General features: G+C 45.6%; 30 protein-coding genes. 13 read left to right on the top strand and 17 right to left on the bottom strand.

Translation table 11 applies throughout. The features are described from left to right. Positions 1 to 21 precede the first annotated feature (21 nt). Together M2125_RS00360 and M2125_RS00355 are read left to right on the top strand one after the other, a co-directional pair. Positions 22 to 1,362 (top strand): radical SAM protein, encoded by a 1,341-nt coding sequence (locus M2125_RS00360; RefSeq protein ID WP_280741372.1) that lies wholly within the window; start codon positions 22 to 24, stop codon positions 1,360 to 1,362. Further along, positions 1,359 to 3,080 (top strand): O-linked N-acetylglucosamine transferase, SPINDLY family protein, encoded by a 1,722-nt coding sequence (locus tag M2125_RS00355; RefSeq protein ID WP_280742307.1) that lies wholly within the window; start codon positions 1,359 to 1,361, stop codon positions 3,078 to 3,080. The genes M2125_RS00360 and M2125_RS00355 overlap by 4 nt, the downstream gene beginning before the upstream one ends. On the opposite strand, the gene nrdR is transcribed toward M2125_RS00355, so the two are convergent. Together nrdR and glyA are read right to left on the bottom strand one after the other, a co-directional pair. After that, entirely contained in the window at positions 3,073 to 3,519 is a 447-nt protein-coding gene (gene nrdR, locus M2125_RS00350) for a transcriptional regulator NrdR (RefSeq protein WP_280742306.1), read from the bottom strand. The genes M2125_RS00355 and nrdR overlap by 8 nt on opposite strands. Positions 3,520 to 3,525: 6 nt before the next feature. After that, complete coding sequence (gene glyA, locus M2125_RS00345; protein WP_280742305.1) at positions 3,526 to 4,770, bottom strand: serine hydroxymethyltransferase; 1,245 nt, start codon at positions 4,768 to 4,770, stop codon at positions 3,526 to 3,528. A 65-nt stretch (positions 4,771 to 4,835) separates the two neighbouring features. On the opposite strand from glyA, the gene tolQ reads away from it, so the two are divergent. From tolQ to queC, 7 genes are all read left to right on the top strand, one after another. Next, entirely contained in the window at positions 4,836 to 5,492 is a 657-nt protein-coding gene (tolQ, locus tag M2125_RS00340) for a protein TolQ (RefSeq protein ID WP_277540389.1), read from the top strand. 2 nt (positions 5,493 to 5,494) lie between these two features. After that, positions 5,495 to 5,917 carry a protein TolR gene (gene tolR, locus M2125_RS00335; RefSeq protein ID WP_076024040.1) on the top strand — a complete coding sequence of 141 codons (423 nt, stop codon included), beginning with the start codon at positions 5,495 to 5,497 and terminating at the stop codon, positions 5,915 to 5,917. A 31-nt stretch (positions 5,918 to 5,948) separates the two neighbouring features. Beyond that, positions 5,949 to 6,779, top strand: a complete 831-nt coding sequence (locus M2125_RS00330; protein ID WP_076024039.1) for an energy transducer TonB — start codon at positions 5,949 to 5,951, stop codon at positions 6,777 to 6,779. 3 nt (positions 6,780 to 6,782) lie between these two features. Continuing rightward, entirely contained in the window at positions 6,783 to 8,084 is a 1,302-nt protein-coding gene (gene tolB, locus M2125_RS00325; RefSeq protein ID WP_425334227.1) for a Tol-Pal system beta propeller repeat protein TolB, read from the top strand. A gap of 145 nt (positions 8,085 to 8,229) precedes the next feature. Continuing rightward, entirely contained in the window at positions 8,230 to 8,733 is a 504-nt protein-coding gene (gene pal / locus M2125_RS00320; protein WP_277540393.1) for a peptidoglycan-associated lipoprotein Pal, read from the top strand. Continuing rightward, positions 8,734 to 9,465, top strand: coding sequence for a tol-pal system protein YbgF (gene ybgF, locus M2125_RS00315; protein ID WP_076024036.1), 732 nt, complete (start codon positions 8,734 to 8,736; stop codon positions 9,463 to 9,465). 14 nt (positions 9,466 to 9,479) lie between these two features. Next, positions 9,480 to 10,220 (top strand): 7-cyano-7-deazaguanine synthase QueC, encoded by a 741-nt coding sequence (queC, locus tag M2125_RS00310; protein WP_076024035.1) that lies wholly within the window; start codon positions 9,480 to 9,482, stop codon positions 10,218 to 10,220. A gap of 6 nt (positions 10,221 to 10,226) precedes the next feature. On the opposite strand, the gene M2125_RS00305 is transcribed toward queC, so the two are convergent. Genes M2125_RS00305 through M2125_RS00285 form a run of 5 tightly spaced genes read right to left on the bottom strand, consistent with a single transcriptional unit; the run spans position 10,227 to position 13,504 of the window. Next, complete coding sequence (locus tag M2125_RS00305) at positions 10,227 to 10,844, bottom strand: riboflavin synthase (RefSeq protein WP_076024034.1); 618 nt, start codon at positions 10,842 to 10,844, stop codon at positions 10,227 to 10,229. 7 nt (positions 10,845 to 10,851) lie between these two features. Then, positions 10,852 to 11,970, bottom strand: a complete 1,119-nt coding sequence (ribD, locus tag M2125_RS00300; protein ID WP_280742530.1) for a bifunctional diaminohydroxyphosphoribosylaminopyrimidine deaminase/5-amino-6-(5-phosphoribosylamino)uracil reductase RibD — start codon at positions 11,968 to 11,970, stop codon at positions 10,852 to 10,854. 52 nt (positions 11,971 to 12,022) lie between these two features. Beyond that, entirely contained in the window at positions 12,023 to 12,517 is a 495-nt protein-coding gene (locus tag M2125_RS00295) for a GspH/FimT family pseudopilin (protein WP_076024084.1), read from the bottom strand. A 28-nt stretch (positions 12,518 to 12,545) separates the two neighbouring features. After that, positions 12,546 to 12,842, bottom strand: coding sequence for a hypothetical protein (locus tag M2125_RS00290; RefSeq protein ID WP_280741376.1), 297 nt, complete (start codon positions 12,840 to 12,842; stop codon positions 12,546 to 12,548). Between the two features lie 29 nt (positions 12,843 to 12,871). Then, positions 12,872 to 13,504: a PilW family protein gene (locus M2125_RS00285; RefSeq protein WP_076024032.1), complete on the bottom strand. Its 633-nt coding sequence runs from the start codon at positions 13,502 to 13,504 to the stop codon at positions 12,872 to 12,874. Between the two features lie 366 nt (positions 13,505 to 13,870). On the opposite strand from M2125_RS00285, the gene ribBA reads away from it, so the two are divergent. The 4 genes from ribBA (at position 13,871) to M2125_RS00265 (ending at position 17,685) form a co-directional block, all read left to right on the top strand. Further along, positions 13,871 to 15,031: a bifunctional 3,4-dihydroxy-2-butanone-4-phosphate synthase/GTP cyclohydrolase II gene (gene ribBA, locus M2125_RS00280; RefSeq protein ID WP_280742303.1), complete on the top strand. Its 1,161-nt coding sequence runs from the start codon at positions 13,871 to 13,873 to the stop codon at positions 15,029 to 15,031. A gap of 2 nt (positions 15,032 to 15,033) precedes the next feature. Continuing rightward, entirely contained in the window at positions 15,034 to 15,549 is a 516-nt protein-coding gene (gene ribH / locus M2125_RS00275; RefSeq protein WP_076024083.1) for a 6,7-dimethyl-8-ribityllumazine synthase, read from the top strand. Positions 15,550 to 15,556: 7 nt separating this feature from the next. After that, positions 15,557 to 16,069 carry a transcription antitermination factor NusB gene (gene nusB / locus M2125_RS00270; RefSeq protein ID WP_076024031.1) on the top strand — a complete coding sequence of 171 codons (513 nt, stop codon included), beginning with the start codon at positions 15,557 to 15,559 and terminating at the stop codon, positions 16,067 to 16,069. A 137-nt stretch (positions 16,070 to 16,206) separates the two neighbouring features. After that, entirely contained in the window at positions 16,207 to 17,685 is a 1,479-nt protein-coding gene (locus tag M2125_RS00265) for an NAD-dependent succinate-semialdehyde dehydrogenase (protein WP_280742301.1), read from the top strand. Positions 17,686 to 17,701: 16 nt separating this feature from the next. Here M2125_RS00265 and trmB read toward each other — a convergent pair whose 3' ends face one another. The 10 genes from trmB to M2125_RS00215 all read right to left on the bottom strand — a co-directional run bounded on the left by trmB (position 17,702) and on the right by M2125_RS00215 (position 26,933). Next, positions 17,702 to 18,487, bottom strand: coding sequence for a tRNA (guanosine(46)-N7)-methyltransferase TrmB (trmB, locus tag M2125_RS00260; protein WP_083657550.1), 786 nt, complete (start codon positions 18,485 to 18,487; stop codon positions 17,702 to 17,704). A 5-nt stretch (positions 18,488 to 18,492) separates the two neighbouring features. Continuing rightward, the gene (locus M2125_RS00255) at positions 18,493 to 18,960 is read right to left on the bottom strand and encodes a DUF2721 domain-containing protein (RefSeq protein ID WP_076024028.1); all 468 of its coding nucleotides are present in this window, start codon (positions 18,958 to 18,960) and stop codon (positions 18,493 to 18,495) included. Positions 18,961 to 18,983: 23 nt separating this feature from the next. Further along, positions 18,984 to 19,835, bottom strand: a complete 852-nt coding sequence (locus M2125_RS00250) for an undecaprenyl-diphosphate phosphatase (protein ID WP_277540411.1) — start codon at positions 19,833 to 19,835, stop codon at positions 18,984 to 18,986. A gap of 42 nt (positions 19,836 to 19,877) precedes the next feature. Next, positions 19,878 to 20,921 (bottom strand): lipopolysaccharide heptosyltransferase I, encoded by a 1,044-nt coding sequence (gene waaC, locus M2125_RS00245; RefSeq protein WP_280742300.1) that lies wholly within the window; start codon positions 20,919 to 20,921, stop codon positions 19,878 to 19,880. Between the two features lie 31 nt (positions 20,922 to 20,952). Continuing rightward, positions 20,953 to 21,528 carry a dTDP-4-dehydrorhamnose 3,5-epimerase gene (rfbC, locus tag M2125_RS00240; protein ID WP_076024025.1) on the bottom strand — a complete coding sequence of 192 codons (576 nt, stop codon included), beginning with the start codon at positions 21,526 to 21,528 and terminating at the stop codon, positions 20,953 to 20,955. Beyond that, complete coding sequence (gene rfbA / locus M2125_RS00235; protein WP_076024024.1) at positions 21,528 to 22,454, bottom strand: glucose-1-phosphate thymidylyltransferase RfbA; 927 nt, start codon at positions 22,452 to 22,454, stop codon at positions 21,528 to 21,530. Before rfbA ends, rfbC begins: the two co-directional genes overlap by 1 nt. A gap of 43 nt (positions 22,455 to 22,497) precedes the next feature. Next, positions 22,498 to 23,481, bottom strand: coding sequence for a dTDP-4-dehydrorhamnose reductase (gene rfbD / locus M2125_RS00230; RefSeq protein ID WP_280742298.1), 984 nt, complete (start codon positions 23,479 to 23,481; stop codon positions 22,498 to 22,500). Positions 23,482 to 23,509: 28 nt separating this feature from the next. Beyond that, on the bottom strand, positions 23,510 to 24,568 hold the full coding sequence (gene rfbB / locus M2125_RS00225) for a dTDP-glucose 4,6-dehydratase (RefSeq protein ID WP_277540420.1): 1,059 nt from the start codon (positions 24,566 to 24,568) through the stop codon (positions 23,510 to 23,512). A 77-nt stretch (positions 24,569 to 24,645) separates the two neighbouring features. Next, entirely contained in the window at positions 24,646 to 25,545 is a 900-nt protein-coding gene (locus tag M2125_RS00220) for a DUF6492 family protein (protein WP_277540422.1), read from the bottom strand. 38 nt (positions 25,546 to 25,583) lie between these two features. Continuing rightward, a complete protein-coding gene (locus M2125_RS00215; protein ID WP_277540424.1) occupies positions 25,584 to 26,933 on the bottom strand; it encodes a glycosyltransferase family protein in 1,350 nt (449 codons plus the stop codon). Positions 26,934 to 26,937: the final 4 nt, after the last annotated feature.

The raw sequence follows: 26,937 nt of genomic DNA, 5'->3' as shown, positions 1-26,937 counted from the left end.
ATATTCCATTAAATTAGTGCAATGAGTACACAAACATTAAATGAATTACTCCTTGCGGCCACCGAATGTTATCAACTCAATTTAACAGAAAGGGCTGAAAACTTATATGCACAGGCTCTCCGTATTAACCCTCGGCATGCAGGGGCACTCTTTAATATGGGTACATTACTACTGCGCCGCGGAGTTCTAAAAGGTGATGCTCTTGTGCAAGATGCTTTTGCCCTAGACGCTGGAAATGAAATTGACCGAAATAAAGCAGTTCATCTTCTCATTCAAATCTATTTGGCACAAGCTTATAAAAAACATGCCCAAGTATGGCTAGAATATGCAGCGATTCATCAACTTGAGATTCCAGATTTCAATGCACTGAAAAAGCAAATTGAGATCCCAGCTTACCTAGAAAAGACGATCTATAGTCCTGCTCAAAAAAAACAACTTGAGCGCTATAGTCCGATAGAGTCAAACTCTTATGTCTATGCAATTGATATTGTGGGGGGATGTAACTTACGCTGCCCCACCTGCCCAATCGGCAATAAAGATGGAATGGCAAAGGGCTTAATGCAAAAGGAATTATTTGCCAATATCTTAAATAAGATTTGCATGGAAAGCGGGGAATATTCCCCTGATATTTGGTTATTCAACTGGAGTGAACCACTACTAAACGAGCGCCTCCCAGATTACATTAAGCTCATTCACAGTGCTCAGCTGACTTCTTTCGTTTCAACCAATCTCAACATAACCCATCGCATCAACGAACTGATGCAGGCAAATCCAACTAGATTAAAGGTATCTATATCGAGTTTAAAGCAGGAGATTTATGGCATTACACACGAGCGTGGCAACATCAATACTGTAATAGCCAATTTTGAAACGCTGGCACTTGCTAGAGACCGCAATAAATCCACGACTGACATTTGGATCGGGCACCATCTCTATAAAAATACAGCCGAGGAAATGGAGCAAATTCAAGCGCTAGCAAACCAGTTTGGCTTTGGATATAGGCCATCTTACGCCATCATGGCCCCCATTGAAAAAGCGCTATCCTTGATTGAAAAAGGTGATGAGAAACCATCCGGAATAGAGGCGCAGCTATTTTTTCATCCAAATAGCATTGTCAAAAATGTAAAGCCAAAAAGATCTGGAAATATGGATTGCGAGTTACGCTTTAATATGACTGCCATTAATTATGATGGCTCGGTTTCTTTATGTTGTGGCACAACCCAAGATTTATCAGAAAAAGCAAATGAAAAGATCTATTTTATGGAACATACCACCAGCAAAATTGAAGCATTGAAATACCAACATTCTTTTTGCACTGTATGCATCCGTAACAATCTGCATTTAACAATTCAAGATCTATGAATATGCAAATTGATGCCCAAGTCGCCCGCAATTATCTTCTGTCAGGACAATTCGAGTTAGCTATTAGTCAATATCAAGAGCTCATCTCGTTGACACCCCTCAATGCAGTATTGTATTTGGAGCTCTCATCAGCACTCATGGGTCTTGGAAAGTTAGATGAAGCACTGGTAGTAGTAAATCAAACAGAAAATCTTGATGCTGCTATTTTGCATGAGGCAAAATTACAAAGGGGTAATATTTTCCTCGCACAAGGGAGGTATTTAGATGCTCTTGCCATTTTGAGCCCACTGCTTTCGACCCATTGTGGAGAAAGGGCTAGAACAGCATTATCAACTGCCTATATTAATATTGGAAAGCCATCCAAAGCATCTGAAGTGCTTGATGTTATTGAGAGGGAAAAGTTAAGCATCGGCGCAATCAATAATCTAGCAATTAGTCTTTGCGAACAAATGCGGGTAACTGAAGCCTTGGAAATTTTGGCTGAGCGCATTCAAAAAGGTATTTTTGATTTCAGCACGATCTCCAATATCTTGATGCTTTCAAATTATTCTGAAGCACCAGAAAAGTATATTGTCATAGCTAAGCATGCCTTAAAACATACTGAAAAATTAACGCACATCCCCCCAGCTAAAAATAAGTCCCCCGGACATCCATGGCAAATTGGATTTATTTCGGGCGATATGAGGCAACACCCTGTTGGTTGGTTTTTTGTAGCCCTTCTAAAAGAACTAAGCGCGCATTACAAAACCGTTGTCTACTATACAAATCATCAGATCGATCCATTAACGCAAACAATCATATCTACCGCATCAGAATTCCGCTTTATTGGTCAGATCAATGATGGAGAGTTAATCAATCAAATGAAACAAGATGGCAATGATGTTTTAATTGATTTATCGGGACATACCGCTGGTGGTAGATTGCAAATATTTAATCAACGCATTGCTCCAAAGCAACTCAGTTATCTCGGCTACTTCTCATCAACTTATATGCCAGAAATTGACGGCGTGATATTTGATAAAAAGCACCTGGATGGCGTTCCAAATGATTTTTTTACTGAAAAAGTCTATGAACTCGAGTGCTCTCGCTTTAATTACACAGCTCCTTATGCTATTGAGATAGCGCCATTACCAGCCTTACAAAATAAAGTAATTACTTTTGGCAGCTTTTGCAATACATCCAAAATTAGCCAAACCTGCTTAAACACTTGGGCGACTACTTTAAAAGCAATTCCAAAATCTAAGCTTCAATTACGCTGGAAATCCCTCCAAGACCCTGAAGTCAGAAAATCTATTCGCAATGCTTTTATTGATCTTGGAATTGAAAATGCCAGGGTTGAACTCTATTCTGATTGCGATCATGAGTCTCTTTTTCATTTTTATAATGAGGTTGATATTGCTCTAGATACATTCCCATTTTCAGGTGCCACTACCTGCTGTGAGGCATTATGGATGGGCGTACCCGTACTTACTAGAACTGGTAGCATACCTGTATCTAATCAAGCGGCGAGCATCCTGCATCAAATTGGCTTAGATGAATACATCACTAGCAGCGCTGAAGAATTCACAGCCCAAGCAATCAAACTTACCAGCGATCTAGAGGAGCTCTCTCAACTTCGCACATCCATTAGAAAGAGATTTTTAACGAGTTCGCTAGGAAGCCCCGCAATATTTGTAAAACATTTTGTACGACTGATAGAAGAAATTATTGCTACTTGAGCTCTTTGAGCGCACTCTCAAAAGATTCAATATCCGCAAAGCTGCGATAGACAGAAGCAAAGCGAATGTATGCCACTTTGTCTAAGCGTTTAAGCTCACGCATCACTAATTCACCGACGCGCTCACTGGGAATTTCTTTTTCACCTAGACTGAGGAGTTTCTCTTCAATCCGCCCAATGGATTCGTCCACTGAATCAGATGAAACCGGGCGCTTGCGTAATGCCAGCTTAATAGAGCTGGCTAATTTCTCGTGACTGTATTCCACGCGACTGCCATTCTTTTTCACAATTGAAGGCAGCGCTAGCTCTGCGCGCTCATGGGTTGTAAAACGTTTGTCACAGGCAGTGCAACGGCGACGGCGGCGAATGGTATCGCCCTCATCCGATACCCGGGTGTCCATCACCTGGGTATCGTCACCATGACAAAATGGGCAGCGCACGTGTGCTTAGCCGTAAACCGGGAAGCGTTTAGTGAGCTCAGCAACTTGCGCGCGCACCTTAGCAATATTCTCGGGATCATTTGGGTTGTCCAAAATATCGGCAATGAAATGACCAACCTGTCTTGCCTCGGCTTCTTTGAAACCGCGAGTGGTCATCGCTGGTGAGCCCAAACGAATTCCGCTTGTCACCATCGGTTTTTCCGGATCGTTTGGAATACCGTTTTTGTTACAGGTAATGTGCGCTTCACCCAATACCCGTTCGGCCTCTTTACCTGTCATTTTCTTGGCACGTAAATCTACCAACATCACATGCGAGTCTGTGCCACCTGAAACAATCCGTAAACCACGCTCAATCAAGGTTTCTGCCAAGGCTTTAGCATTAGCTACTACCTGCTTTTGATAATCCTGAAAGCTAGGTTCTTGCGCCTCTTTGAAGGCAACCGCTTTAGCCGCAATCACATGCATTAAAGGGCCGCCTTGCAAGCCAGGGAATACCGCTGAATTAATTGCCTTCTCGTGCTCCGCTTTCATCAAAATGATGCCGCCACGAGGACCGCGCAAACTCTTATGTGTTGTAGAGGTCACAATGTCAGCATGTGGCACAGGATTTGGGTAGACACCAGCAGCAATCAAGCCGGCATAGTGCGCCATATCCACCATGAAAATCGCGCCCACCTCTTTGGCTAATTTGCCAATGCGCTCAAAATCAATTTTTTTTGAATACGCCGATGCGCCAGCAATAATTAATTTAGGCTTGTGCTCACGAGCCAAGCGCTCCATTTGCTCGTAATCAATTTCTTCATTCTTATCCAAGCCATAGGCAATGGGGTTAAACCACTTACCGCTCATGTTCAATGCCATACCGTGGGTTAGGTGACCACCTTCGGCCAAACTCATCCCCATAAAGGTGTCGCCTGGCTTTAAGAAAGCTAAAAATACCGCCTGGTTAGCAGAGGCACCGCAATGGGGCTGTACGTTTGCCGCTTCCGCACCAAACAGCGCTTTCACGCGATCAATCGCCAACTGTTCAGCCACGTCCACAAACTCACAACCACCGTAATAGCGCTTGCCTGGGTAACCTTCTGCGTACTTATTGGTTAGCTGTGAGCCTTGCGCTGTCATGACTGCTGGAGAGGTGTAGTTCTCAGAAGCAATCAGCTCAATATGATCTTCCTGACGGCGATTTTCGTTTTCGATGGCTGCCCATAACTCAGAGTCAGTTTTGGCGAGGGTGTTTTGACGGTCAAACATAGTAATAATCCTGAAGAAGTTGGATTGCTTAAGTAAAATCAACCTACATCATACAAAATCCACACATGAACCCTACTCAAGACCTCTCCTTTCTCTCCCTTGTCCTTAATGCAAGCCTGCTGGTTCAACTGGTAATGCTCTTATTACTGGGCATGTCGATTGCCTCGTGGACCATTATTTTCAAAAAAACAGCTGTTTTGCGGGGTGTGCGGCGCGATACCGAGCGCTTTGAGCGTGATTTTTGGTCTGGCGGCGACCTCAACACCCTTTTAGAAGCCTCGCAGCGCAATACCCGCAGCGATGCCGTCTTAGAGCATATTTTTGAGGCAGGGATGCAAGAGTTCTTAAAAGTACGTGAAATTGATGCCGCACGCCGCGCCATGAAAGCCACTTATCAGCGCGAGATGGATAACCTGGAAGCCAATCTCCCCTTCCTAGCGTCAGTTGGATCGGTTTCTCCTTATATCGGCCTATTTGGAACCGTCTGGGGCATCATGCACGCTTTCCGTGGCTTGGCAAACGTACAAAACGCTACCTTGTCTGCAGTAGCGCCTGGTATTGCTGAAGCTTTAGTAGCTACGGCAATTGGTTTGTTTGCAGCGATACCAGCCGTGGTTGCCTATAACCGCGCTGCCACTGATGTTGATCGCTTGGCCATTCGCTTTGAAAGTTTTATTGAGGAATTCACCAACATCTTGCAACGCCAAGCTGTAGGTAAATAAGTATGGCCAGCTCCTCACTCAAAAGAAACTCTAAACGTCGGGTCATGTCCGACATTAATGTGGTGCCTTACATCGATGTGATGTTAGTGCTCTTGGTCATCTTTATGGTCACCGCCCCCATGGTTAACCCCGGAGTAGTCAATCTGCCTACCGTTGGTGGCGCGAAGGTACAAGCCCTACCACCTGTATTTTTAACCATTGATGCTGATGAAAATGTGATTGTGCGCAAAGATGGCCAACCCACCCAAACCTTAACTAAATTTGAACTCGGTGCATTTGCACGCAGTCAAGCTGAAAATTCCGCTGAGCAGCCCGTAGTTCTGGCAGCCGATAAATCCATCAAATATGAAGTGGTGATGGAAGTCATGTCCAAATTAAAAGAGAATGGCGTGAAACGGGTTGGCCTAGCGGTAAAGAGCCAATAAGCATCATTATTTCTTTCACAATCCATTATTCATGAATAGCGTGCCCTTCTCGCCCAAGCCCTTTGAGCGCGGTCGCTTAACGAAGAGCGAAAGTACCAAGCGTGCTTTTACCTTTTCGCTCGTCATTCACTTAGGCTTGCTAGCCTTTTTAATGATTGGCATTCAGTGGAATAACAGCACTCCGGCTGGGGTCGAAGTGGAACTTTGGGATGCCCCTGTCCCAACGGTAGTTACTCCAGAACCAGAACTCAAGACAGAAGTAAAAGAAGAAGCTGCTGAAATTGCTGTCAAGAAAAAGCCGGTTGAAAAAGAGACTCCGAAAAAAGAGGTGGTGAAAGAGGCGCCAAAGCCAGTGCCGCCAGTCAAACCACCTCCTCCAAAAGAGGTAGAAAAACCGAAAAAGGTCGAACCACCTAAAAAAGCTGAGCCTCCCAAAAAAGCAGAAGCCCCCTCACCAGCGCAAACCAAAGCAGATGCTGCTGCTGAAAAAGTACGTGCCGACCAATTGGCCAAGCTACGCGCAGCTGCTGGGGCGGAAGGTGGCAGTGGAGGTACTAGTGGCAGTGGGGTTGGTGGCGGCGGCAATGCCCCACCTGGCTGGACCGATAAAGTAATTAAAAAGGTCAAACCCTTAATTGTGTTTAACCCTGAATCAATCAGTGGCAATCCAGCGGCAGTGATCAAAGTAGATTTGGCTCCGGATGGGGCTATCTTAAGCACCAGCATTCTGACCTCCAGTGGCAATGCGGGCTGGGATCGCGCAGTACTACTTGCCTTAACTCGCGCTGAAAGCTTGCCAAAAGATGACAATGGCAAAATTCCTCAACGACAAGTAAAGCTCACCTTTAAACCCAAGGACTAAAGCATGTTGCATTTGTTTAAGAAACCATTCTCCATCGCTCTTTGTGCTTTTTCCCTCTGTAGCATGGGCTTTATAACGCCGGCCTTTGCCCAGATGAATATTGAAATTACTGGTGTTGGTCAATCGCTTTATCCGATTGCAGTCATGCGCTTTAAGGATGAGAACAAATTACCTACCAATGTCACCGAGATCATTCGTCAAGATTTAGCGCGCAGTGGCTACTTTAAAAATACCGAAAATGGTAATGCTGTCGAAAGCGATGAAGGCACTCCCAATTACAAGTCCTGGGCGGCGCGCGGCGCAGATGCCCTGGTCGTTGGCTCCGTTGTGCAAACTGGCAATGGTCAATTTGATATCCACTACAAGCTGTTTGACATTCGCAAATCCCAAAGTTTAGGCGGCCTTAATCTGTCATCCAGCGCCGATAATCTGCGTGCCGTTGCTCACAAAATTGCTGATGACATCATCTTCAAATTACTGGGTGAGCGCGGTGTATTTTCGACCCGTCTGTCCTATGTCATTAAAGAAGGCAAGCGTTATCGCTTAGTCATCTCAGATGCGGATGGTCAAAATATTCGCAATGCACTCAATAGTGCTGAGCCTATTATTTCTCCGTCTTGGTCACCCGATGGCAAGAAGGTGGCTTACGTTTCTTTTGAGGATCGCAAACCCGTAATCTACGTCCACGAGCTAGCAACCGGCCGCCGCATTTCCCTTTCCAACCAAAAGGGGAATAACAGTGCACCAGCATGGTCGCCTGATGGCAAAAAGCTCGCAGTATCCCTCTCAAAAGATGGCAATACTCAAATTTATGAAATTAATTCAGATGGTACTGGCCTGCGTCGTTTAACACGCGGCAGCACGATTGATACCGAACCACAGTACTCTCCCGATGGCCGCTCCATCTACTTTACGAGCGATCGTGGTGGCAATCCGCAAATTTATCGTATGAGTGCTGAAGGAGAACAGGTCGAGGGCGCCAAGCGCGTGACATACAAGCAAGGTTTTGTAACTTCGCCACGCATCTCCCCAGACGGCAAGTACCTAGCCTATATCGCCAATATTGGGGGCGCCTTCCGCCTGTATATCCTTAATCTCGCTACCGGTGATGCGCAAGCGCTAACGGATGGCAGCTCCGATGAATCTCCCTCTTTTGCAGCCAATGGTCGTTATGTCCTCTATTCCACCAAGGTCAATGGCAAACGCGTATTAGCGGCAGTCTCAGTGGACGGCAACTCGAAGCAAGTGCTCACCATTCCAGGATCGGATATACGTCAACCATCCTGGGGTCCATTTATGGACTAAGGCTGCAAACTTATTTCACAATGTGGTGAAAGCCCGATTTAGTGCCTAAAAATGGGGCTTTGAGTGAAAAATAAAGTCTCTTGGGAGCATAATATTAAGTATTCAGTTATTTAGTTACTTATTTTGTAAGAAAAAAGGGAAGATCATGACGATTTTTACTGCGCGCCGCGCCGCAACATTAGCAATTTTAGGGGCAAGCGCTCTACTCTTGGCCGCTTGCTCAAGCGTAGCATTAGACGATGTCAATGCTGATGGCTCTAAAGGTGGTTCTGGCAATTTTGCTTCACAGCCTTGGAATGATCCACAAAGCCCACTCTATCAACGCAGCGTGTATTTTGATTTCAATGAATACACTGTGCAGACCAAGTACCAAAAATTATTGTCTGCTCATGCTAGCTACTTAAAGGCTAATCCAAAACAAAAAATCATCATCCAGGGTAATACCGATGATCGTGGTACCGCCGAATACAACTTGGCTTTGGGTCAACGTCGTTCTGATGCCGTACGCAAATCTTTAAACCTGATGGGCGTATCGGATGACCAAATGGAAGCAGTCAGCTTTGGTAAGGAGAAACCAAAAGCTGAAGGTGATAACGAAGCAGCTTGGGCTGAAAACCGTCGTGCTGATATTGTGTACATCACCAACTAAATGAAAAAGTCTCAATACCTTTTTAAACAAACGCTCTCAGGAGCGTTTTGTTTAAGTGCTACCCTCATTTGCTTGACCCTTTCAAGCAACGCATGGGCTCTGTTCTCAGATGATGAAGCTCGTAAAGCCATTCTGGATCTGCGTAAATCTTTAGCGACTACTCAGCTGGAATTGCAGAATCAAATTGAGACGCTCAAGACTGAGAATGCGGAACTGCGCGGCAAGATTGAGAATTTAGAAAAACAAGGTGAAGATCTTGGTAGCAGTCAGAAAACGTACTACCAAGATTTAGATACCCGCCTGGGTAATTTTGAGCCGCGTACTGAAACCATTGAAGGTGTTACCGGCACCGTGCAGCCTGGCGAGAAAAAAGCGTATGACGATGCTTTAAAAGCGTTTCAGGCTGGTAACCTCAAAAAAGCGGAGGATGCCTTCTCTGCTTTTGCCAATAAGTACCCGCAAAGCCCCTATTTGCCACTGGTCCTCTACTGGAGTGGCAATAGCAAATATGCCAATAAAAACTATGCGGGTGCTATTGCTCAGTTGCAAGCACTCATCAAACGTTACCCAAATCACCCGCGCATTCCTGCGGCCATGCTGACCTTGGGTAGTTCACAGCTAGAGAGCGGGAATAAAGCAGCTGCTAAAAAAACATTGAATGAAATTATTGCCAAATATCCAGATAGCGACACCGCAAAGGACGCACATCAACTCTTGGCTACTATCAAGTAAGTCACCATTCATTTATGTCACAGTTGTCCGCTGCATTTGAAAACCTTGCCCCCAGAATACCCAATGCGCCTGCCGTCATTTTGTTTTCTGGTGGACTCGATTCAACCACTATCCTCGCTCTAGCAAAAGATTTAGGTTACGCCCCTTATGTTCTCTCAGTGGGGTATGGCCAACGTCACTCTTCTGAATTAGCAGCGGCTAAACACATTGCGAAAAAAATGGGTGTAGTGCGTCATGAGGTTGTCAATCTTGATCTCACCCGCTTTGGTGGCTCTGCCTTAACTGACTCATCGATTGATGTGCCCATTACACCCGGTAATGATCAAGAAATTCCGGTGACCTATGTACCTGCCCGCAACACCATTTTGCTGTCACTAGCCTTAGGCTGGGCAGAGTCTTTAGGTGGGCTAGATATTTTTTATGGCGCCAATGCAGTGGATTACTCAGGCTATCCTGACTGCCGACCTGAATACGTAGCTTCATTTGAAACAATGGCTAATCTGGCCACTAAAGCCGGTGTAGAAGCTTTAAATAATGAAAATCGTTTCCGCGTGCACGCGCCCATCATTAGCATGAGTAAAGCGCAGATCATCGCTTTAGGAAGCACCTTAGGCGTTGATTACTCGCAAACAGTATCGTGCTATCAAGCAAATGACTTGGGGGAAGCCTGCGGTGAATGTGAATCCTGTCGCTTAAGGCAAGCAGGCTTCTTGCAAGCCAAGCTCAGCGACCCCACTCGCTACCAAAAGAAATAAGTTTTTTTATTTTGCTTGTGTCTCAAGCATGCGAGCCACGTAACGGGCAATAAGGTCAATCTCCAAATTCACTTGATCGCCCTGCTTTAACTTACCTAAGGTAGTACTTTGCAAGGTGTGGGGTATGAGATTGATATCCACCATACAGGCAGTAGCAGTGTCTTCTGTTTTATTCACTGTGAGCGATACACCATTAACTACAATCGAACCCTTGTAGGCTAAAAAAGCAGCAAGTGTTTGCGGTGCCTCAATGCGCAGCAACCAGGAGCCGTAGGCATCTTGGGCCACGGCAGCAAAGTGCGCAACTGTACCAACACCATCCACATGACCGCTGACTAAATGGCCGCCCAAACGGTCATTCAAACGCAAAGCCTTTTCTAAATTGACACCGCCCAGGGCATCCAATCCAACTGTTTTTTGAAGCGACTCAGCAGAGATATCTAACGCGAAAGTATTGCCTTCGATTTGAGTCGCCGTCATACAAGCACCCTGAATCGCAATGCTGTCACCTAAAGCAACGTCACTCAAATAGCCATCGGGCACTTCCACCCGCAAATGCATGCCATCACCCTTCGCTTGGGCTGATGTAATTTTTCCAACTGCAGTGATGATTCCAGTAAACATATGAGGTCTATTTTGATGATTGAAGTAGTCGAATACGTAAGTCTGCGCCAAACAATTGTTGATCGATGATCTGCCAATTTTGGCGCTGCTCTAGGCTGGGCAAAGAGATATTAGCCATACCAATACCCTCTCCCATAAAGAAAGGGGCGTAATACAGCAGCAACTCATCAACACAACCCTCTCTGATTAAAGAGCCATTTAATTTAAAGCCTGCCTCCACATGAATCTCATTTAGCTCCCGCTTTTGTGCCAAATAGGCAAATAAGCTCGGAAGATCGACTTTGCCCTGAGGATTAGGCATGGCGATCACTTCAATGCCACGCGCCTCAAAAATGGCAGCGGTCGCTCGCTTTTCAGGTGTATTGAGTTCGGCACATACCAAAATGACTTTACTTAAATTGGTATCTTGAAATAGCTTGGCATCCAATGGTGTCTCTAATTTGGAATCAATAATGATTTTCCAGGGCTGACGCTCGGTTGCTACCTCTCTGACATTGAGACTGGGGTTATCTTCTTTAACGGTTCCAACACCAGTAACAATGGCACAAGCCTGAGCCCGCCAATGATGTCCATCTGCACGAGCCAAGGCGCCGGTAATCCATTGGCTATGGCCATTAGGTAAGGCCGTTTTACCATCCAAACTAGCAGCAATTTTCATACGCACCCAGGGCAACCCACGAGTCATTCTAGAAATAAATCCCTGATTTAGAAGCCGAGCATCCTTTTCCATGAGGCCACAACGCACCTCAATACCAGCCGCCTTCAAGCGCTCTAGACCTTTGCCCGCCACTAAAGGATTGGGGTCTGACATAGCCACTACCACCTTGGCAGGTTGAGCGGCAATTAAGGCATCTACACAGGGGGGAGTTCTCCCAGTATGGTTACAAGGCTCTAAAGTGACATAAATCGTAGAGCCCGCGACATCGAATCCCCGAGTCCGTGCATCAGCTAATGCACAAACTTCCGCATGAGGTCCACCGACCTTTTGCGTATGTCCACACCCAATGACCAAAGCGTCTTTCACAATCACACAACCCACACGGGGATTGGGGTTAGATAGGTAAAGGGATTTGTTAGCCTCGGCTAATGCCTGGCGCATCCATTGATGGTCAACAGCGGTATACATACGTCTATTAAAACCGATTGTGGGCAATCGCATCAAATTTACCCTGAAAGACTCATCTGCACCCCTTGTTATCAACCCGTGGATCGCAGATGCGCCAGCGTCCTCCACTTGAAAGAATTAAATGTCGCTCCAGTTCTGGCTTTAGCCGATGCCCCAATATCAAGCGATTGGCGACAAAACCGCCAGAGCCTGTTTTAGCAGCGCCAGCGCCATTAAAACGGATGCCCTTCTTTGAAGAATGAGGGTCACTAAATTGCTTGCCGCCATCCTTAAAGTAGATGGGATCAATAGCGCCCTGAGCCAGCCAATGCTTACTAATCTCTGACTTGTTACCAGCACTGATAACTGACCACCCACTATCCCAGTTATTACCCTCCTGTGGCGTCATCTGCACTGACTGACCTAAATACAGAGCCTGTTGACGGGCAAATTGGGCATGACCAATAAAGCGCCTGGCAATGGTTTCAATTTCACGCACTGCTAATTGACCTTGCAATAAAGGCATAGATGACATGGCAAGGATGGCAACAATGAATACAACTGCCATCAACTCCAAGAGGCTCGCGCCAGACTCCTTACTCAAGGCCTTGGCGCCAATTTAGTCTGCTTACGATTCCCGTTTTATCGTCCAAGAGAACCAATACTTCAATGATCGGCTTTTCCTTACTTGAGATGAGCCAGTAATTATTCCCCGCTGATTGGAGATAGCAAGCTTGCAGCTGTGCTGCACTAATAGACGAGAGATTGTTTTGACACTCCATAACCGCATTCTCCGCTGCTACAAAATGATCCTGAGTTTGCTTAAGCGTATGCACACTGATGATTTCCAGTGCCGTGAGGCGCTCTAAATAAGTAATGAGTGTTGACATCATCAAGACGAGTGAGGCTACCCAAGCAATAATCACAACAGGTTACGCGTAGCAAAAACCCGCTCCCATTCACGCTGCAAGAGGCGCCCATCGGTCATTGTGATCCGCACCCTAAATAAGCGTGCTAAGCCCTGTGGCTGGGCTAGTTCATCGATAGAGAGCTGCTGCACACCATTCATTAAGGTAGTTTTTTGAGGGCGCCCCTGGCGATCGAGTGATTTACAAATGAGCGATCCCCCATTGATACGCATTCCCTTTGGTGCAGTGGCTTGGTGCTCAACTGAAAAACCCTGCAGTGCCAAATTATTCTTAGTGCGCTCATTAGTAAGGGTATTGCCAATGCAATCGTAGTCAAGTCCATTAGATAACTCGTGCTTGATTTCAATTGAATCAGAGCGGTGATAACCCTCTCCCTTGGTCACCACAATCCACTGGATATTTTGAGATGATGAATGCATTCCACCCTTGTCATTTTTTCTATTTCGGTAGCCAGCCATCCGAATGGAGCGGCCGATTAACTCTAAAGCTCTTTCTGCCTCAAACGTGAGTGACTGCCTTTTTTCATATTCAATCTGTTTAGATATGAATTCACCGCTGGTTCGAATTAACGGACCGATTAAGATGAGGCTGAGAGACAGCCCTACTAAGCACTCGAGTAGACTCATGAATCACCCCCGTCTTTTGTGTTCTTGGATTGAAGACAGATCGCTCAAATTGATCTGCCTCTCTGTGAATGAGGGCTCTTTTCTCCTGAAGTTGACCCCAGCGTAAAGCTAAGGACTGGTAGCTATTGCCAATCGCCATCCAGCTAGTCATCACCAAAGCCATTGCCATCAGCACCTCAAGCAAAATAAATCCCCCCGATTGCAAATGCTTTATTCGATCTCTTGGGGGCATTTTCTGAGTCACCCCTTATTTTCAAGGGAAGCGGGAGCCCCTTAAACACCCCAGATGGAGGTGTTTTGTCAGAAAGGGGTGATATCACCAGTGAACCTAACTACAAAGCCCCGCTCAGCTTAAAATAGAGAGCTATGCCAAATACACTCGCCCCAACCGAAGAAATCGTTGCTGAGCTGCGCGCCGGCAGGATGGTGATCCTGGTCGACGAGGAAGATCGCGAAAATGAAGGTGATTTAGTTCTTGCAGCCGATCATGTCACTGCAGATGCGGTCAACTTCATGGCCAAGTTCGGTCGCGGCCTGATTTGCCTCACCCTCACCCGTGAGCGTTGCCAACAATTAAATCTACCGTTGATGGTGCGCGACAACGGCACCTCAATGGGTACCAACTTTACAGTTTCGATTGAAGCAGCCAGCGGTGTAACAACTGGCATTTCAGCAGCCGATCGTGCTCATACTATTAAAGCTGCTGTAGCACCTCACGCCAAACCAAACGATCTGGTGCAACCCGGCCATATCTTTCCATTGATGGCACAACCTGGTGGAGTATTAATTCGCTCTGGCCATACTGAGGCAGGTTGTGATCTGGCTGCCATGGCAGGTTGCTCTCCAACGGCAGTCATTTGTGAAATCATGAAGGATGACGGTAGTATGGCGCGCCTCCCCGACTTGCTCGAGTTCGCCCAAGAGCATCAATTAAAGATTGGCAGTATTGCCGACCTCATTCAATATCGCAGTCAACATGAAAGCATTGTCGTTCGCGAAGGTGAGCGTGAATTTGCTACCCCTTGGGGAACGTTCAAGGGGATTGTGTATCGCGATACCCCTAGCTCTTCAATTCACATCGCCTTGGTTCAAGGAACACCCTCTGAAGCCAAAGAAACATTAGTGCGGGTTCATGAGCCGGTAACAGTGCTTGATTTTTTAGATGCTCAGATCAGCACACACTCATGGCCATTGGGAAGCGCCTTAGAGCAAATTGCAGCCTCTCCTGCAGGTGTAGCGGTATTACTCAATGCTTCAGGCATTGGCGCACCCCATGAGAATGATTGGCTAGCGCAGTTTCAAAAACTCAATCAATCTCAAGATGAGCCCTCTAACAAGCCACTGGCTCGTAAAACTGATTTTCGCAGTTACGGTATCGGCGCTCAAATCTTGAAAGACATTGGCGTTGGAAAAATGCGCTTACTCGCCAACCCCAGCCCTACTCCCAGCCTATCTGGTTACAAGCTCGAAGTAACAGGATATGCCCCTTTTTCTGCTTCTGCCCTTCATCAAGAAACGAATTTATGATCATGACAACAACCAATCTAAACGGTAGCGTCGGTGTTTTAGCGGTCGACTTTAATGGCCAAGATCTACGCATCGGTATTGTGCAAGCCCGCTTCAATGAAGACCACTGCCTTGCGCTGAGAAATGCCTGTATCGAAGAATTAATTGCCTTAGGTGTTTCTCAAGACGACATCAAGCTAGTCACCGTACCAGGCGCCCTAGAAATTCCATTTGCACTACAAAAAATGGTGGAAACTGGCGAATTCGATGGCTTAGTTGCTTTGGGGGCTGTGATTCGTGGCGACACCTATCACTTTGAATTGGTTTCCAATGAGTCAGCCTCAGGCATCACACGTATTTCACTAGATTCCGGCTTGCCTATTGCCAATGGCGTACTTACCTGCGATACCGATGAACAGGCGCAAGTGCGCGTTCAAGTGAAAGGTGCTGAATGCGCTAAAGCCGTTGTTGAGATGGCCAACCTGGCATTAGCCCTCACCCCTGATCTCGATATCGAAATCAACTCTCCAACTGAGTAATTTATTCATGTCTAAGAACAGTACCCATTCAATATCGCCTGATGGCAATAAAGAGAATAAGAGCGCCGCGCCCAAGCGCTCCCTGACTCCACGTCGCCGTGCACGTGAATATGCATTACAAGGTGTATATCAAAGCCTGGTCATGCGCCGTGCCGGTAGCATTCCTAATGCTGCAGCCATTGCCAAGCAACTTGCAGAAGACCCCGGCTTTCGTCGCTGCCAACACGATTTATTTCAGGGTATTTTTGATGGCGTAGTAGAGCGTACCGATGAATTGGAAGCCCTCATCACGCCCGCATTAGATCGCCCCATCAATGAGCTTTCCCCAGTAGAGCATGCCGCCCTATTAATTGGTACCTACGAATTAGCGATTGATCTAGCGGTTCCTTATAAGGTAGCCATCAACGAGGCGGTTGAGCTGGCTAAGACATTTGGCGGGACAGATGGTCATAAATATGTCAATGGCGTTCTTGACCTCTTGGCTCAAAAACTACGTAGCACTGAAATCCAAGCCGGTTAAGGCCTACAACACTCATATGAGACCCAACCCTTCTGGCAGTTCAGAAGGGTTTTTTCTTATCCGCCCATCTCTCATTTGAGGGATAAAATCAAAAAAGTACTTTGTTTGATCCAAGACGCATACTGAGAAAAGCCATCATGCCAAAAATTGACATTCGCCATCACCTCAAAGACCCCTCTCTCTTCAAAGAGGATGCCTTTATTCATGGTCAATGGACAAAAGCAGCCACGGGTGAGCGATTTGCTGTCAATAACCCCGCCACAAATGAGCATATTGCAGATGTAGCCAATGTAGATATCGCTCAAGCAGAACGAGCGATTGGCGCTGCAAATGCTGCGCTTCCAGAATGGTGCAGTAAGACCGGCAAAGAGCGCGCCAATATGATGCGTAAGTGGTTTGAGCTCATTACAGAACATGCATCAGACTTGGCAACCCTGATGACGCTTGAACAAGGAAAACCACTCGTTGAGGCAATGGGGGAAGTTAGCTATGGTGCCTCCTTTATTGAATGGTTTGCTGAAGAGGCCAAAAGAGTAGCTGGAGCAATTCCAAGCACCACCTGGAGTGATAAGCGCTTGATGGTACTCAAGCAGCCCATTGGAGTATGCGTTGCTATTACCCCTTGGAATTTTCCAATTGCAATGATCACGCGCAAAATTGCTCCAGCCATGGCGGCTGGTTGCACCATTGTGATTAAGCCTGCTGAATTAACGCCCCTTTCCGCTCTTGCATTAGCAGAACTGTCCATGCGCGCAGGCATCCCTGCTGGCGTCATCAATATTCTGACCGCAGATGAAAAGCAATCGATCGCTATTGGCAAGGTCTTGTGCGCATCACCCACAGTGCGCCACCTCTCCTTTACTGGATCAACTGAAGTGGGTCGAATTTTGATGACCCAATGTGCACCAACAGTCAAAAAGCTAGCCTTAGAGTTAGGTGGCCATGCCCCATTTATTGTTTTTGAAGATGCCGATATTGATGCAGCGGTTGCGGGAGCGGTTGCGTCTAAATTTCGTAACTCAGGACAAACTTGTGTTTGCGCAAATCGCTTCTATGTCCATCAAAAAATTCATGATGTATTTGTGGAAAAATTTGCGAAAGCGATTCAATCCATCAAAGTGGGTAATGGTTTAGATGCCGGAATCACACAAGGCCCATTGATTGAACCTGCTGCATTGACTAAAGTAGAACGCCATGTGGCAGATGCTATTTCTAAAGGGGCAACCCTGGTAGCTGGAGGCAAACGCTCGGTATTGGGCGGCACTTTCTACGAGCCAACCATCTTGGCTAATGTTGATAAAGACATGCTCATCACCCACGAAGAAACATTTGGGCCTGTAGCCCCCATCATTCCATTTGCCAGCGATGATGAAGTCATTGCTTTAGCCAACGATAGTCAGTATGGCTTAGCATCGTATTTCTATAGTCGCGATATCGGTCGTATTTGGAAGGCGGCCGAAGCCCTCGATTACGGTATTGTGGGCGTAAATACAGGAATCATTTCTAATGAGGTTGCGCCTTTTGGAGGCATCAAGCAATCCGGCCTAGGCCGCGAAGGCAGCATCTACGGTATAGACGAATACCTTGAAATGAAATACGTTTGCATCGGACTGTGAGACACTGGTGTGAGATTTATTTTTTTAGGTAAACCAAGTCCCACACGCCATGGCCCAGTTTTAGACCTCGATTTTCAAACTTGGTAATTGGCCGATAGGCTGGTCGCTCGACATAGCCAAGGTGCTGCGACTGGAGTTGCCCCATACTGGGTTTGAATTCATTGCTTACTACCCCTTCTACCGCTACATCATCAACCCCAAAAGTTTCTATCCGCACTTGTTCAGTAGCAGTATTTTGCAAACCATCCTGCGCATTTAAGACCAGCAGCATCTGCTCTGCATAGTTATGCCAATCGGTTGCTAAATGCAAATAAGCGCCGGGCTTTAATCTAGAAATTAATAATTGCACAAATGCCGCCTGAATCAAGCGACGCTTATGATGACGTTTTTTATGCCAAGGATCAGCAAAATAAATATGAATGCCATCCAAAGAGTTAGGGGCAATCATTTTCTCTAGAACCTCTACCGCATCATGACGGATGAGGCGTAAATTACTTAATGCATTCTCCCCAATCAGCTTCAGTAAAGCGCCCACTCCAGGGGGATGAACTTCAATTGCTAGAAAATCATCTTCATTGCGTAGGGCGGCAATTTTCGCTGTTGTTTCACCCATGCCAAAACCAATTTCTAATATCTTAGGTTTAGTAGACCCACCAAATGCTGCCTGTAAATCTAATATGGCATCTTGGAAAGGGATCAAGAATTGCGGTCCCAACTCCTCGATAGCTCGCTGCTGACCTGCAGTAGTTCTGCCCGCCCTTAAAACAAAGGAGCGAATTCGTTCTGTATTCATTGAATTCATTCGGGTTATTTATTTAACTCAGAGCCTGGAATAAACCAACCAGCTGAACGGTAGGCATAGACCACTTCACCCAAAATAATTGAGAGAGAAAGCATAAAGGACAATAAACCCAGTACAAATGTCCAAATCACATAGCTAGTTTGCAAAGATCGCACTGCACCTGCCTGGAAGAAAAAGAGCTCCAGAACGGTTAATGAAATAAAGATGCCGCTTAGTACATCAAAGAAAATAGAGGCTGTGCAAAGCCGTCCACGAATCTTCGCTTCATTTGCCTCGCGATGCATATGCTTGAGCATTTTTTCATCGGTGATGTGTCCATCAGAAATTCTTTTCAGAATCTCTCGCATCCGATCTACTGAGCGCGCTAATCGCGTTGAGATGGCATTGAGTAAAGTAGCCACTGCCGTCAATAGAAATACTGGCGCAAGCGCAAGCTGAATATTATTGGTAATAGCATCAATTGATACATCCATAGCGCTTCCTTGTACAAACTAAATTATTGTGTCCAACTAACTAAGCCACTGTAGGCGCTAATCAATATCAAAAGTCCAAAAACAATGCGATACCAAGCAAACGGAATGAAATTGTGATGAGCCACATAGTGCAATAACCAACGCACGCAGATAAAGGCAGAAATAAAAGCTGCGACAAAACCCACCAGAATTGCCAAACTGTAATCTCCAGAAATGGGTACTGGAGATTTCCAAAGTTTTAACAGCTCATAAGCCGTAGCCCCTCCAATGACAGGAATAGCCAAGAAAAAAGAGAACTCTGTAGCGACAACGCGCGGGAGACCAAATAACATCCCACCAATAATGGTGGCGCCAGAGCGAGAGGTTCCCGGTATTAATGCAGCACATTGCGCTATCCCCACCTTCAAGGCATCCAAAGGAGTGAGATCATCAATAGACTGGATGTAAGCCTTATTGGCACCCGTACCAACCCTAGCCTGACGACGCTCAGCCCAAAAGATCACAAGGGCGCCAACAATGAATGCTGTGGCCACTGGTATTGGAGCAAACAGGACTGCTTTGATATGTTTGCTAAACAGATAGCCCAAGCCCATTGCAGGGGCAGCCGCAATCAATAAATTGAGTACAAAACGACGTGCGACTGGGCTGGTTTTAAACGAGCACGCCACTTTTAAAAGCTTTTCACGAAACTCCCAACAGACTGCCAAGATGGCGCCAAATTGAATAATGACCTCAAAGGCTTTACCCCTCTCGTCATTGAAATTCAGTAAATCGCCCACCAAGATGAGATGCCCCGTACTCGACACGGGCAAAAACTCTGTTAAACCTTCAACCACACCCAAAATAAGTGCTTTTAATAACAATATGATTTCCATAGTCTCAATTTTAAAGGTAGAAGCGGTTTCAATAAAAAATGATTAGGCTTGATGCAGCAGCTCCAGAGAAGCATCTATCACCTCACTAGCACTAGGAGACTTACCCATATCGCCAGTATTGCGAATTTGTTTTGACCAATACCCCTCGGTCTTCCATGTCGGTGAATCGCAGTAAATCTCTACTGTGGCCTTACCAAGTACTGCAGCAAGATGAGTCAGGCCAGTATCGACCCCCACCGTGAGAGCAGCACCCGCTATCAAGCCAAAAGCTTGCGCAATAGAAAAACGCTCAGGCACAAGTGCACCCGCGATCTGCAAAGCCAATTCCTCACTTACCTGCTTTTCGGCTGGATTACCCCATGGCAGAACGACTTGATAACCTTCTTTTGCCAATACATTACCTAACGCAACCCAACTCTCATTTGGCCAGCGCTTAGCATCTCTGGCTGTGGAATGAAAAAATAATACATATGGCTTTTGTATTCCTGCAAAGTGAGTATTCGCCAAATTAGCCACAAAGTTTTCTGGATAAAAATGTGGGGTAGTTGATCGATTCATTACAGGCCAATCAAAAGCTGCGCAAGTGAGCCACCGCGAACGATCCACCGCATGGCATTGCTTGGGGACCTGAACTGATTCAGTATAAAAAGCACGCGCCAGGGGCTCATATCCAGAAAATTTAGTGGCATTTGCCAAGCCAATCACCTGCGCATCCTTACTTTTATTTGCTAATGCACAGACTAGCGCTGACTTGAGCAAACCTTGGGTTTCAATCAGTACATCATAGGTCTTTGCTTGCAACTCTTTTTTGAAAGCAAAGAACTGCTTCCAAGAATTGATTTTGAATATCGATTTTTTCCAGCGTCGCAAGCCCAATGGAATAATGCGATCAATGCCTCTAAAACCATCTTTCGAGAGCAAAGGCTCAAGAAGATGAACATAAGCTTCTTCTACGACCCAATCGATTTGCGCATTGGGCAAGCGAGCACGTAAGTCCCAAACTATTGGCAGATTGTGAAGCACATCCCCCAGAGAGGAGAGCTTGACTAGCAAAATTTTAGGGGCGTTAGCTGATGCGTTGCTCATACGAGCATTATCTTATTTTTTGCCAAGCGCTTTAAAACTTCGGGGCTGCATCCCAAAGAAGGCCCGCGGCATCCTTCGCGTTCATATTAGGAGCAACACCAGCGGCTAAGGGCCATTGGATACCTACCGTGGGATCATTCCAGGCCAAGCAAGCCTCGCTTTGCGGATGGTAGTAATCCGTTGTCTTATAGAGAAATTCTGCGTTTTCAGATAAAACCAAAAAACCATGCGCTAAACCGGCTGGTATCCATAATTGCTTGTGATTTTGAGCGCTGAGCTCCACCCCCACCCACTTTCCATAGGTAGGAGAGTCTTTACGAATATCAACCGCTACATCAAAAACACTGCCTGCAACTACTCTGACCAATTTGCCCTGAGTTTGCTCTAACTGATAGTGCAAACCACGCAAAGTCCATTGACGAGAAAAGGAATGATTATCTTGAACAAATTCCACCTTTAAGCCAGTGGCCTGGGCAAAATCATGTGCATTGAAAGATTCTGTAAACCAACCGCGTTCGTCACCAAATACCTTAGGCTCCACCACAAAGACATCATGGATTGCAGTTGGTATTAAAGCAAGCTTCGGATGCGAAAGATTAGCAGTCATTAAATAGTCTTTCTAGTCGATATCGCAATTGGCTGAGCCGATGTGTTGAGCTCATGCAAAATTTTGCTCAAATATTGGCCGTAGCTATTTTTACTTAATTGTGCCGCCACTTTTTGCACAAGATCGGCGCTGATCCAACCTTGACGGTAAGCAATTTCTTCAGGGCAAGCAACCATCAAACCCTGACGTTTTTGCAGGGTCGCAATAAAGCCTGCCGCATCCAAGAGTGAGTCATGCGTGCCGGTGTCGAGCCATGCAAAACCACGCCCCATGATTTCCACGCTCAATTCATTTTTTTCAAGATAAACACGATTGACATCGGTAATCTCCAACTCGCCACGGGCGCTCGGCTTGATGGCGGCAGCAATATCGCAAACCTGATTATCGTAAAAATATAAACCCGTCACAGCGTAACTACTTCTAGGCTTGGCGGGCTTCTCTTCAATCGAAAGGGCTTTGTAATCTTTGTCAAACTCCACCACGCCATAGCGTTCTGGATCATTTACATGATAAGCAAATACAGTAGCCCCAGAATGCCTGCTATTGGCACTATTGAGCTGCTCGACTAATTCATGGCCGTAGAAAATATTATCCCCAAGAACTAGAGCGCTTGGGTTATTGCCAACAAAGTGTTTGCCTAAGGTAAATGCTTGTGCCAAGCCATCCGGAGAAGGTTGTACACAATATTCAATATTGAGGCCCCATTGAGAGCCATCGCCCAGTAATTCAGAAAAGCGTGGTGTGTCATGCGGGGTAGAAATTAACAAAATATCTCGGATACCGGCAAGCATCAAAGTGGTTAAAGGGTAATAGACCATGGGCTTGTCGTAGACGGGCATCAACTGTTTAGATACCGCTTGAGTCACCGGATAAAGACGTGTGCCAGATCCGCCTGCCAAAATAATGCCCTTACGATTTACCGTCATTACAAACCTACCTTATGGTCGCCGCAATCAAAATTACGGAAATTTAAATTAAATTTTTTGCCGCTAATTCGGCTACGTACTTCTGAACCAATAAGTCCCACCGAGGAAAGAGTGAGTTAATTGTTTGATCATTATAAGAGTCAGAACTATCACCCAAAGACATGACTAATGCATGCCTCAATTTAGCCGTCTCCATCCTTGAATTCATGGGCCTTGGCGCTGGTAAGGGGTAGTCAACAGCCAAGATCGGCCTGATTGCCGCAGGTTTGGCCTTTAACTCCACTCCTGCGTCTAGGGCAGATTGCACGGCCAAGCATGCCAAACCATGCCAAGAGGTTTCGCCAGAGGGAACAGCATGATAAATCCCTGAAGGAAATTTCTTTAACTCCAATTGGCCGCTCAGGGCTAAATTTAAAGTCACCCTAGCCAACCAATCGGCGCTAGTAGGTACACCATACTGATCATGAATGATGCCTAATTCCGCCCGCTCTTTTGCTAAACGCAAAATAGTGCGAATGAAATTACCCCCATCACCATATACCCAGCTAGCGCGACAAATGGCGTATTGGCCGCCAGTACCCGCAGCAAATGCCCTCACTACGGCCTCCTCACCAGCCGCTTTACTTTTGCCGTAGACGCCCAGAGGATTACGCATATCACCCTCTAAATAGAAGCCATACTTCTCACCATCAAATACATAATCAGTTGAATAATGTAGAAAAGTAGCGTTATTGTTGGCAGCATAAAGCGCCATACGCTCAGGCGCTTTTGCATTAATCGCAAAGGCTAACTCCGACTCTGTTTCTGCTTTGTCTACCGCCGTATAGGCGGCCGCATTAATAATGAGATGGGGCTGAAATTGACTTAAGAGTTCATCAATACTGGCATCATCACTAAGATCACACTGCGCACGCCCCACATATTGAATCTGTGTGTTTGAGAGCAGATTGACATTAAGACTTGCAAAGTGTTTCTGAAACGCTTTACCGAGCTGCCCATCTTTTCCAAAAAGGAGTATTTTTATCATGCGAGATTATTTAACCAGAGAAGAAGGTTTACTGGTATTGTTTAGATAACCAATCACGATAAGAGCCGCTGACAACACCTTCAATCCATTCGGGGTTATCTAGATACCACTGCACTGTTTTGCGAATACCGGTATCAAATGTTTCGGCAGGACGCCAACCTAATTCACGTTCAACCTTGCTAGCATTAATTGCATAGCGGCGATCATGACCAGGGCGATCTTTCACAAAAGTAATTTGCTCAGCGTAAGACTTCCCATCGATCCTCGGCTTTAGCTCATTGAGTATGTTGCAAATCGTCTTCACCACATCGAGGTTAGCTTTTTCATTCCAGCCACCAATGTTGTAGGTTTCGCCAAGCCTACCATTTGCAAGCACTTCACGAATCGCCGAACAATGGTCACCCACATATAACCAATCACGGACTTGCTGGCCATCCCCATAAATAGGTAACGGTTTACTGTTGAGCGCATTGAGAATCACCAAAGGAATTAATTTTTCCGGAAAGTGGTAAGGTCCATAATTATTGGAACAATTTGTCGTGACAACAGGGAATCCATAAGTGTGAAACCAGGCGCGTACTAAATGGTCTGAGGCTGCCTTCGAGGCGGAGTATGGACTGTTAGGTTCATAGGGATTTTTTTCAGTAAAGGCCGGATCTGTTGCTGTCAAAGACCCGTATACCTCATCAGTAGATACATGGTGAAAGCGAAACTGGGCTTTTTTATCCACATCTAGCTTATTCCAGTATTCGCGAGCGCACTCCAGCAGATTAAATGTACCAACAATATTGGTCTGCACAAATTCAGCTGGCCCATGTATCGATCGATCTACATGGCTTTCTGCAGCAAAATTCACAATCGCTCTTGGCTTGTGCTCACTCAATACCCGCTGTACAAGCTCTTTATCGCCAATATCGCCATGCACAAAGAGATGTCTTGGATCATCTTTTAATGAAGCCAAAGTAGCTAAATTACCAGCATAGGTTAATTTATCTAAATTAATAATGCCTTCACTATTTGACTCTTTTAACCAGTCTAAAACAAAATTACCACCAATAAAGCCTGCACCACCAGTGACTAAAATCATATAGATCCAATGACTAAGAAGATTGACCTGATGAAACGAAGGTCATCTTGTTATAAATTTAATGCCTAATTTTACCTTCAAAAATAAGCATGAATATGTTTGGCTAGACGCTTTGCTCGCTTGAGCAGTCGAGATGGCAATGACTTTGATGACTGCTTGAAATCAAGTTCTGCCTCCCAGGCTGACTGGCAAATAAGTCCCAAGTAATTCTGCGCGATTTTTTCTGGTGTCTCGCCTAGGCGTTTCATTAAATAGTATTGCCAATCGTAGTGATAGACTCTGAATAAAGGCTCTATAGCTATTAATGGGATGGCTTGATATTTAAGCAGGGCTTCCCCATAAATCAAAGACTCTGGAAGGTCGGGGGTAATCAAATCCCATATGGATATTTTCCGAGCTTGCAAATACTCAGCATCCAAGGTCTTCCATACTTTAGCAGACCAGTTAAATGGCGATGGCGCGCAATAAAAAAGTGGGCCCTGACGCTCAAATAAATTTTGTACACGCTCCGCTTCAAGACGTAGGTTATGTTTTACCTTCGAATAACCTCGATCAGCAGCAAGTTGAAATAACTCTTTATTCTGATGTAAAACAGTATAAGGAATATTTTGATCCGAAACAAAATCAGATTTTCTAAATTCTCGAATAAAGAAACTATCCGAATCCAAGCAAAGATAATTTTCAGTTAAACCAAGGCGCCAGAATTCTGACTTAATAATCTGTTGTGACAAGCCGCCAGCCATGGATTGATATTTAGAAAAATCAGCCAATGGATTTGCGCGAACAATTTCTTCGTCCGCAACCCAAGAATAACCATCTACACCAATAAGGGAAATCAGTAAGTCTTTCTCAGTCTGCGGTGTGGAAATAAAAAAAGGGATTTGATCGACGTTAAATTTCTTTACAGAATCGAGCAGTCTTTTTAAGCGTAAAAAGTCTTGTGAGTAAGATTTACAGTAAAGAACAAAGTCTTGCAAATGATTCCCTGATTTTTTAAGAATAATTAGATTCTAGGCTACCTTGCTTGCACTTCTGTCAGAATAGTCTTAACAGCCTGATCCACACCAATTGGCTTCCATACCGGTTCGATTAAGTGCTTATTCTGCCAGTCTAACCAAATTTTTTCCAGAGTACTTGCTACTGCTTGGGCATCGCCCTCGGGGCTTATATAGGACCCTCTATCGAGAAGCATCTGATCTAACTGGGGGTTGCGATGGGTAATTCCCCAGATAGGACGACCCGTCCAGAGGTAATCATAAAATTTAGATGGAATGTACTCCGCACACCATTCATCGTTACCATGCAGCAGAATCAATACATCTGCATCTTGCATTTTTTCTACCACCCGCTCACGACCAGACTTGCCTGTTTGCAGATCTTTTTCAAGACGCCCATGAGCCAATAAGATATCTTCAAAAGCAAACTGCTTAATCGCTTCAATACTCAGTGTATCCAAGGGTGCGCCATAAGCATGTACACGAATACATTGTCTTGCCTGTGGGTATTTATTGAATAAAGGCACTAGCGCTTTTAAGATAGTTGATAGTGACCGATCATTCGCCAGCGAACCGAAATGACACAGGTTTAATTGATTCGTATATTCATGTTTTTTACTTGCGGCCAAGCTGCCAGGTGGCTCAGCCCCAGGTGTGACAACAAATCCGTGTGCATTGTTTGGAGTGTTTAGATTGGGATTACGAACCTTTGCATAATGCAAAGCACCCTCAGTAAACCACCATACTTTATTGGAGAAACGGGTGAGTTGATTTTCCAAATAATGTCGAAAACGCGCATCCCGATTTTTGGGCCTCTCAAACCCCTGATCCACTGGACTTTTGCGAATGACCAGGGGATCATGAACCTCGGAGATTAATTCAACCCCTGTAGCTTTTTTGAGCCATACGCCAGCTAGGTGCGCTGACCATGCACTACCTACTGAAAAAACTACATCCACTTTTCCTGAGCGAATTAATCGATACCCATGAATAAATGCCGGGAGCGCCCAAGACCATTGGCTTGAATATCCCAAGCATAATTTTTCTATGGCAATCAAGGGTGCCAACAAGATAGATACAGTTCGCGTTGTGATTTTATAAAAAAGCCCGCGCCCATATTGATTTGCTATCCAATGACGAAAATCAAACCGAAATCCTGCAGGTCCCCAAGCTAAAAATTGATAGTGTGGAAAGCGCTTATCTTTCATTCCCGTAATGGCACTGAAAACAATCGGCTCAACTCCAGCCTCCAAAAGATAGGGAATCTTGTCGGTGATGGTCAAGCTAGCTGCGCGGCCATCCATATTGAATGCATGGGTCAAAATAAGCCAGCGCTTATTTTCAGTTACAACTGGGATAGCTTGGCTCACTTTA

It is taken from the genome of Polynucleobacter sphagniphilus (genome assembly GCF_029892205.1).
GTDB classification, from domain to species: Bacteria; Pseudomonadota; Gammaproteobacteria; order Burkholderiales; family Burkholderiaceae; genus Polynucleobacter; species Polynucleobacter sphagniphilus.
Note: the sequence above shows the minus strand (reverse complement) of the source record. Positions and strands in the feature narration are given on the sequence as shown.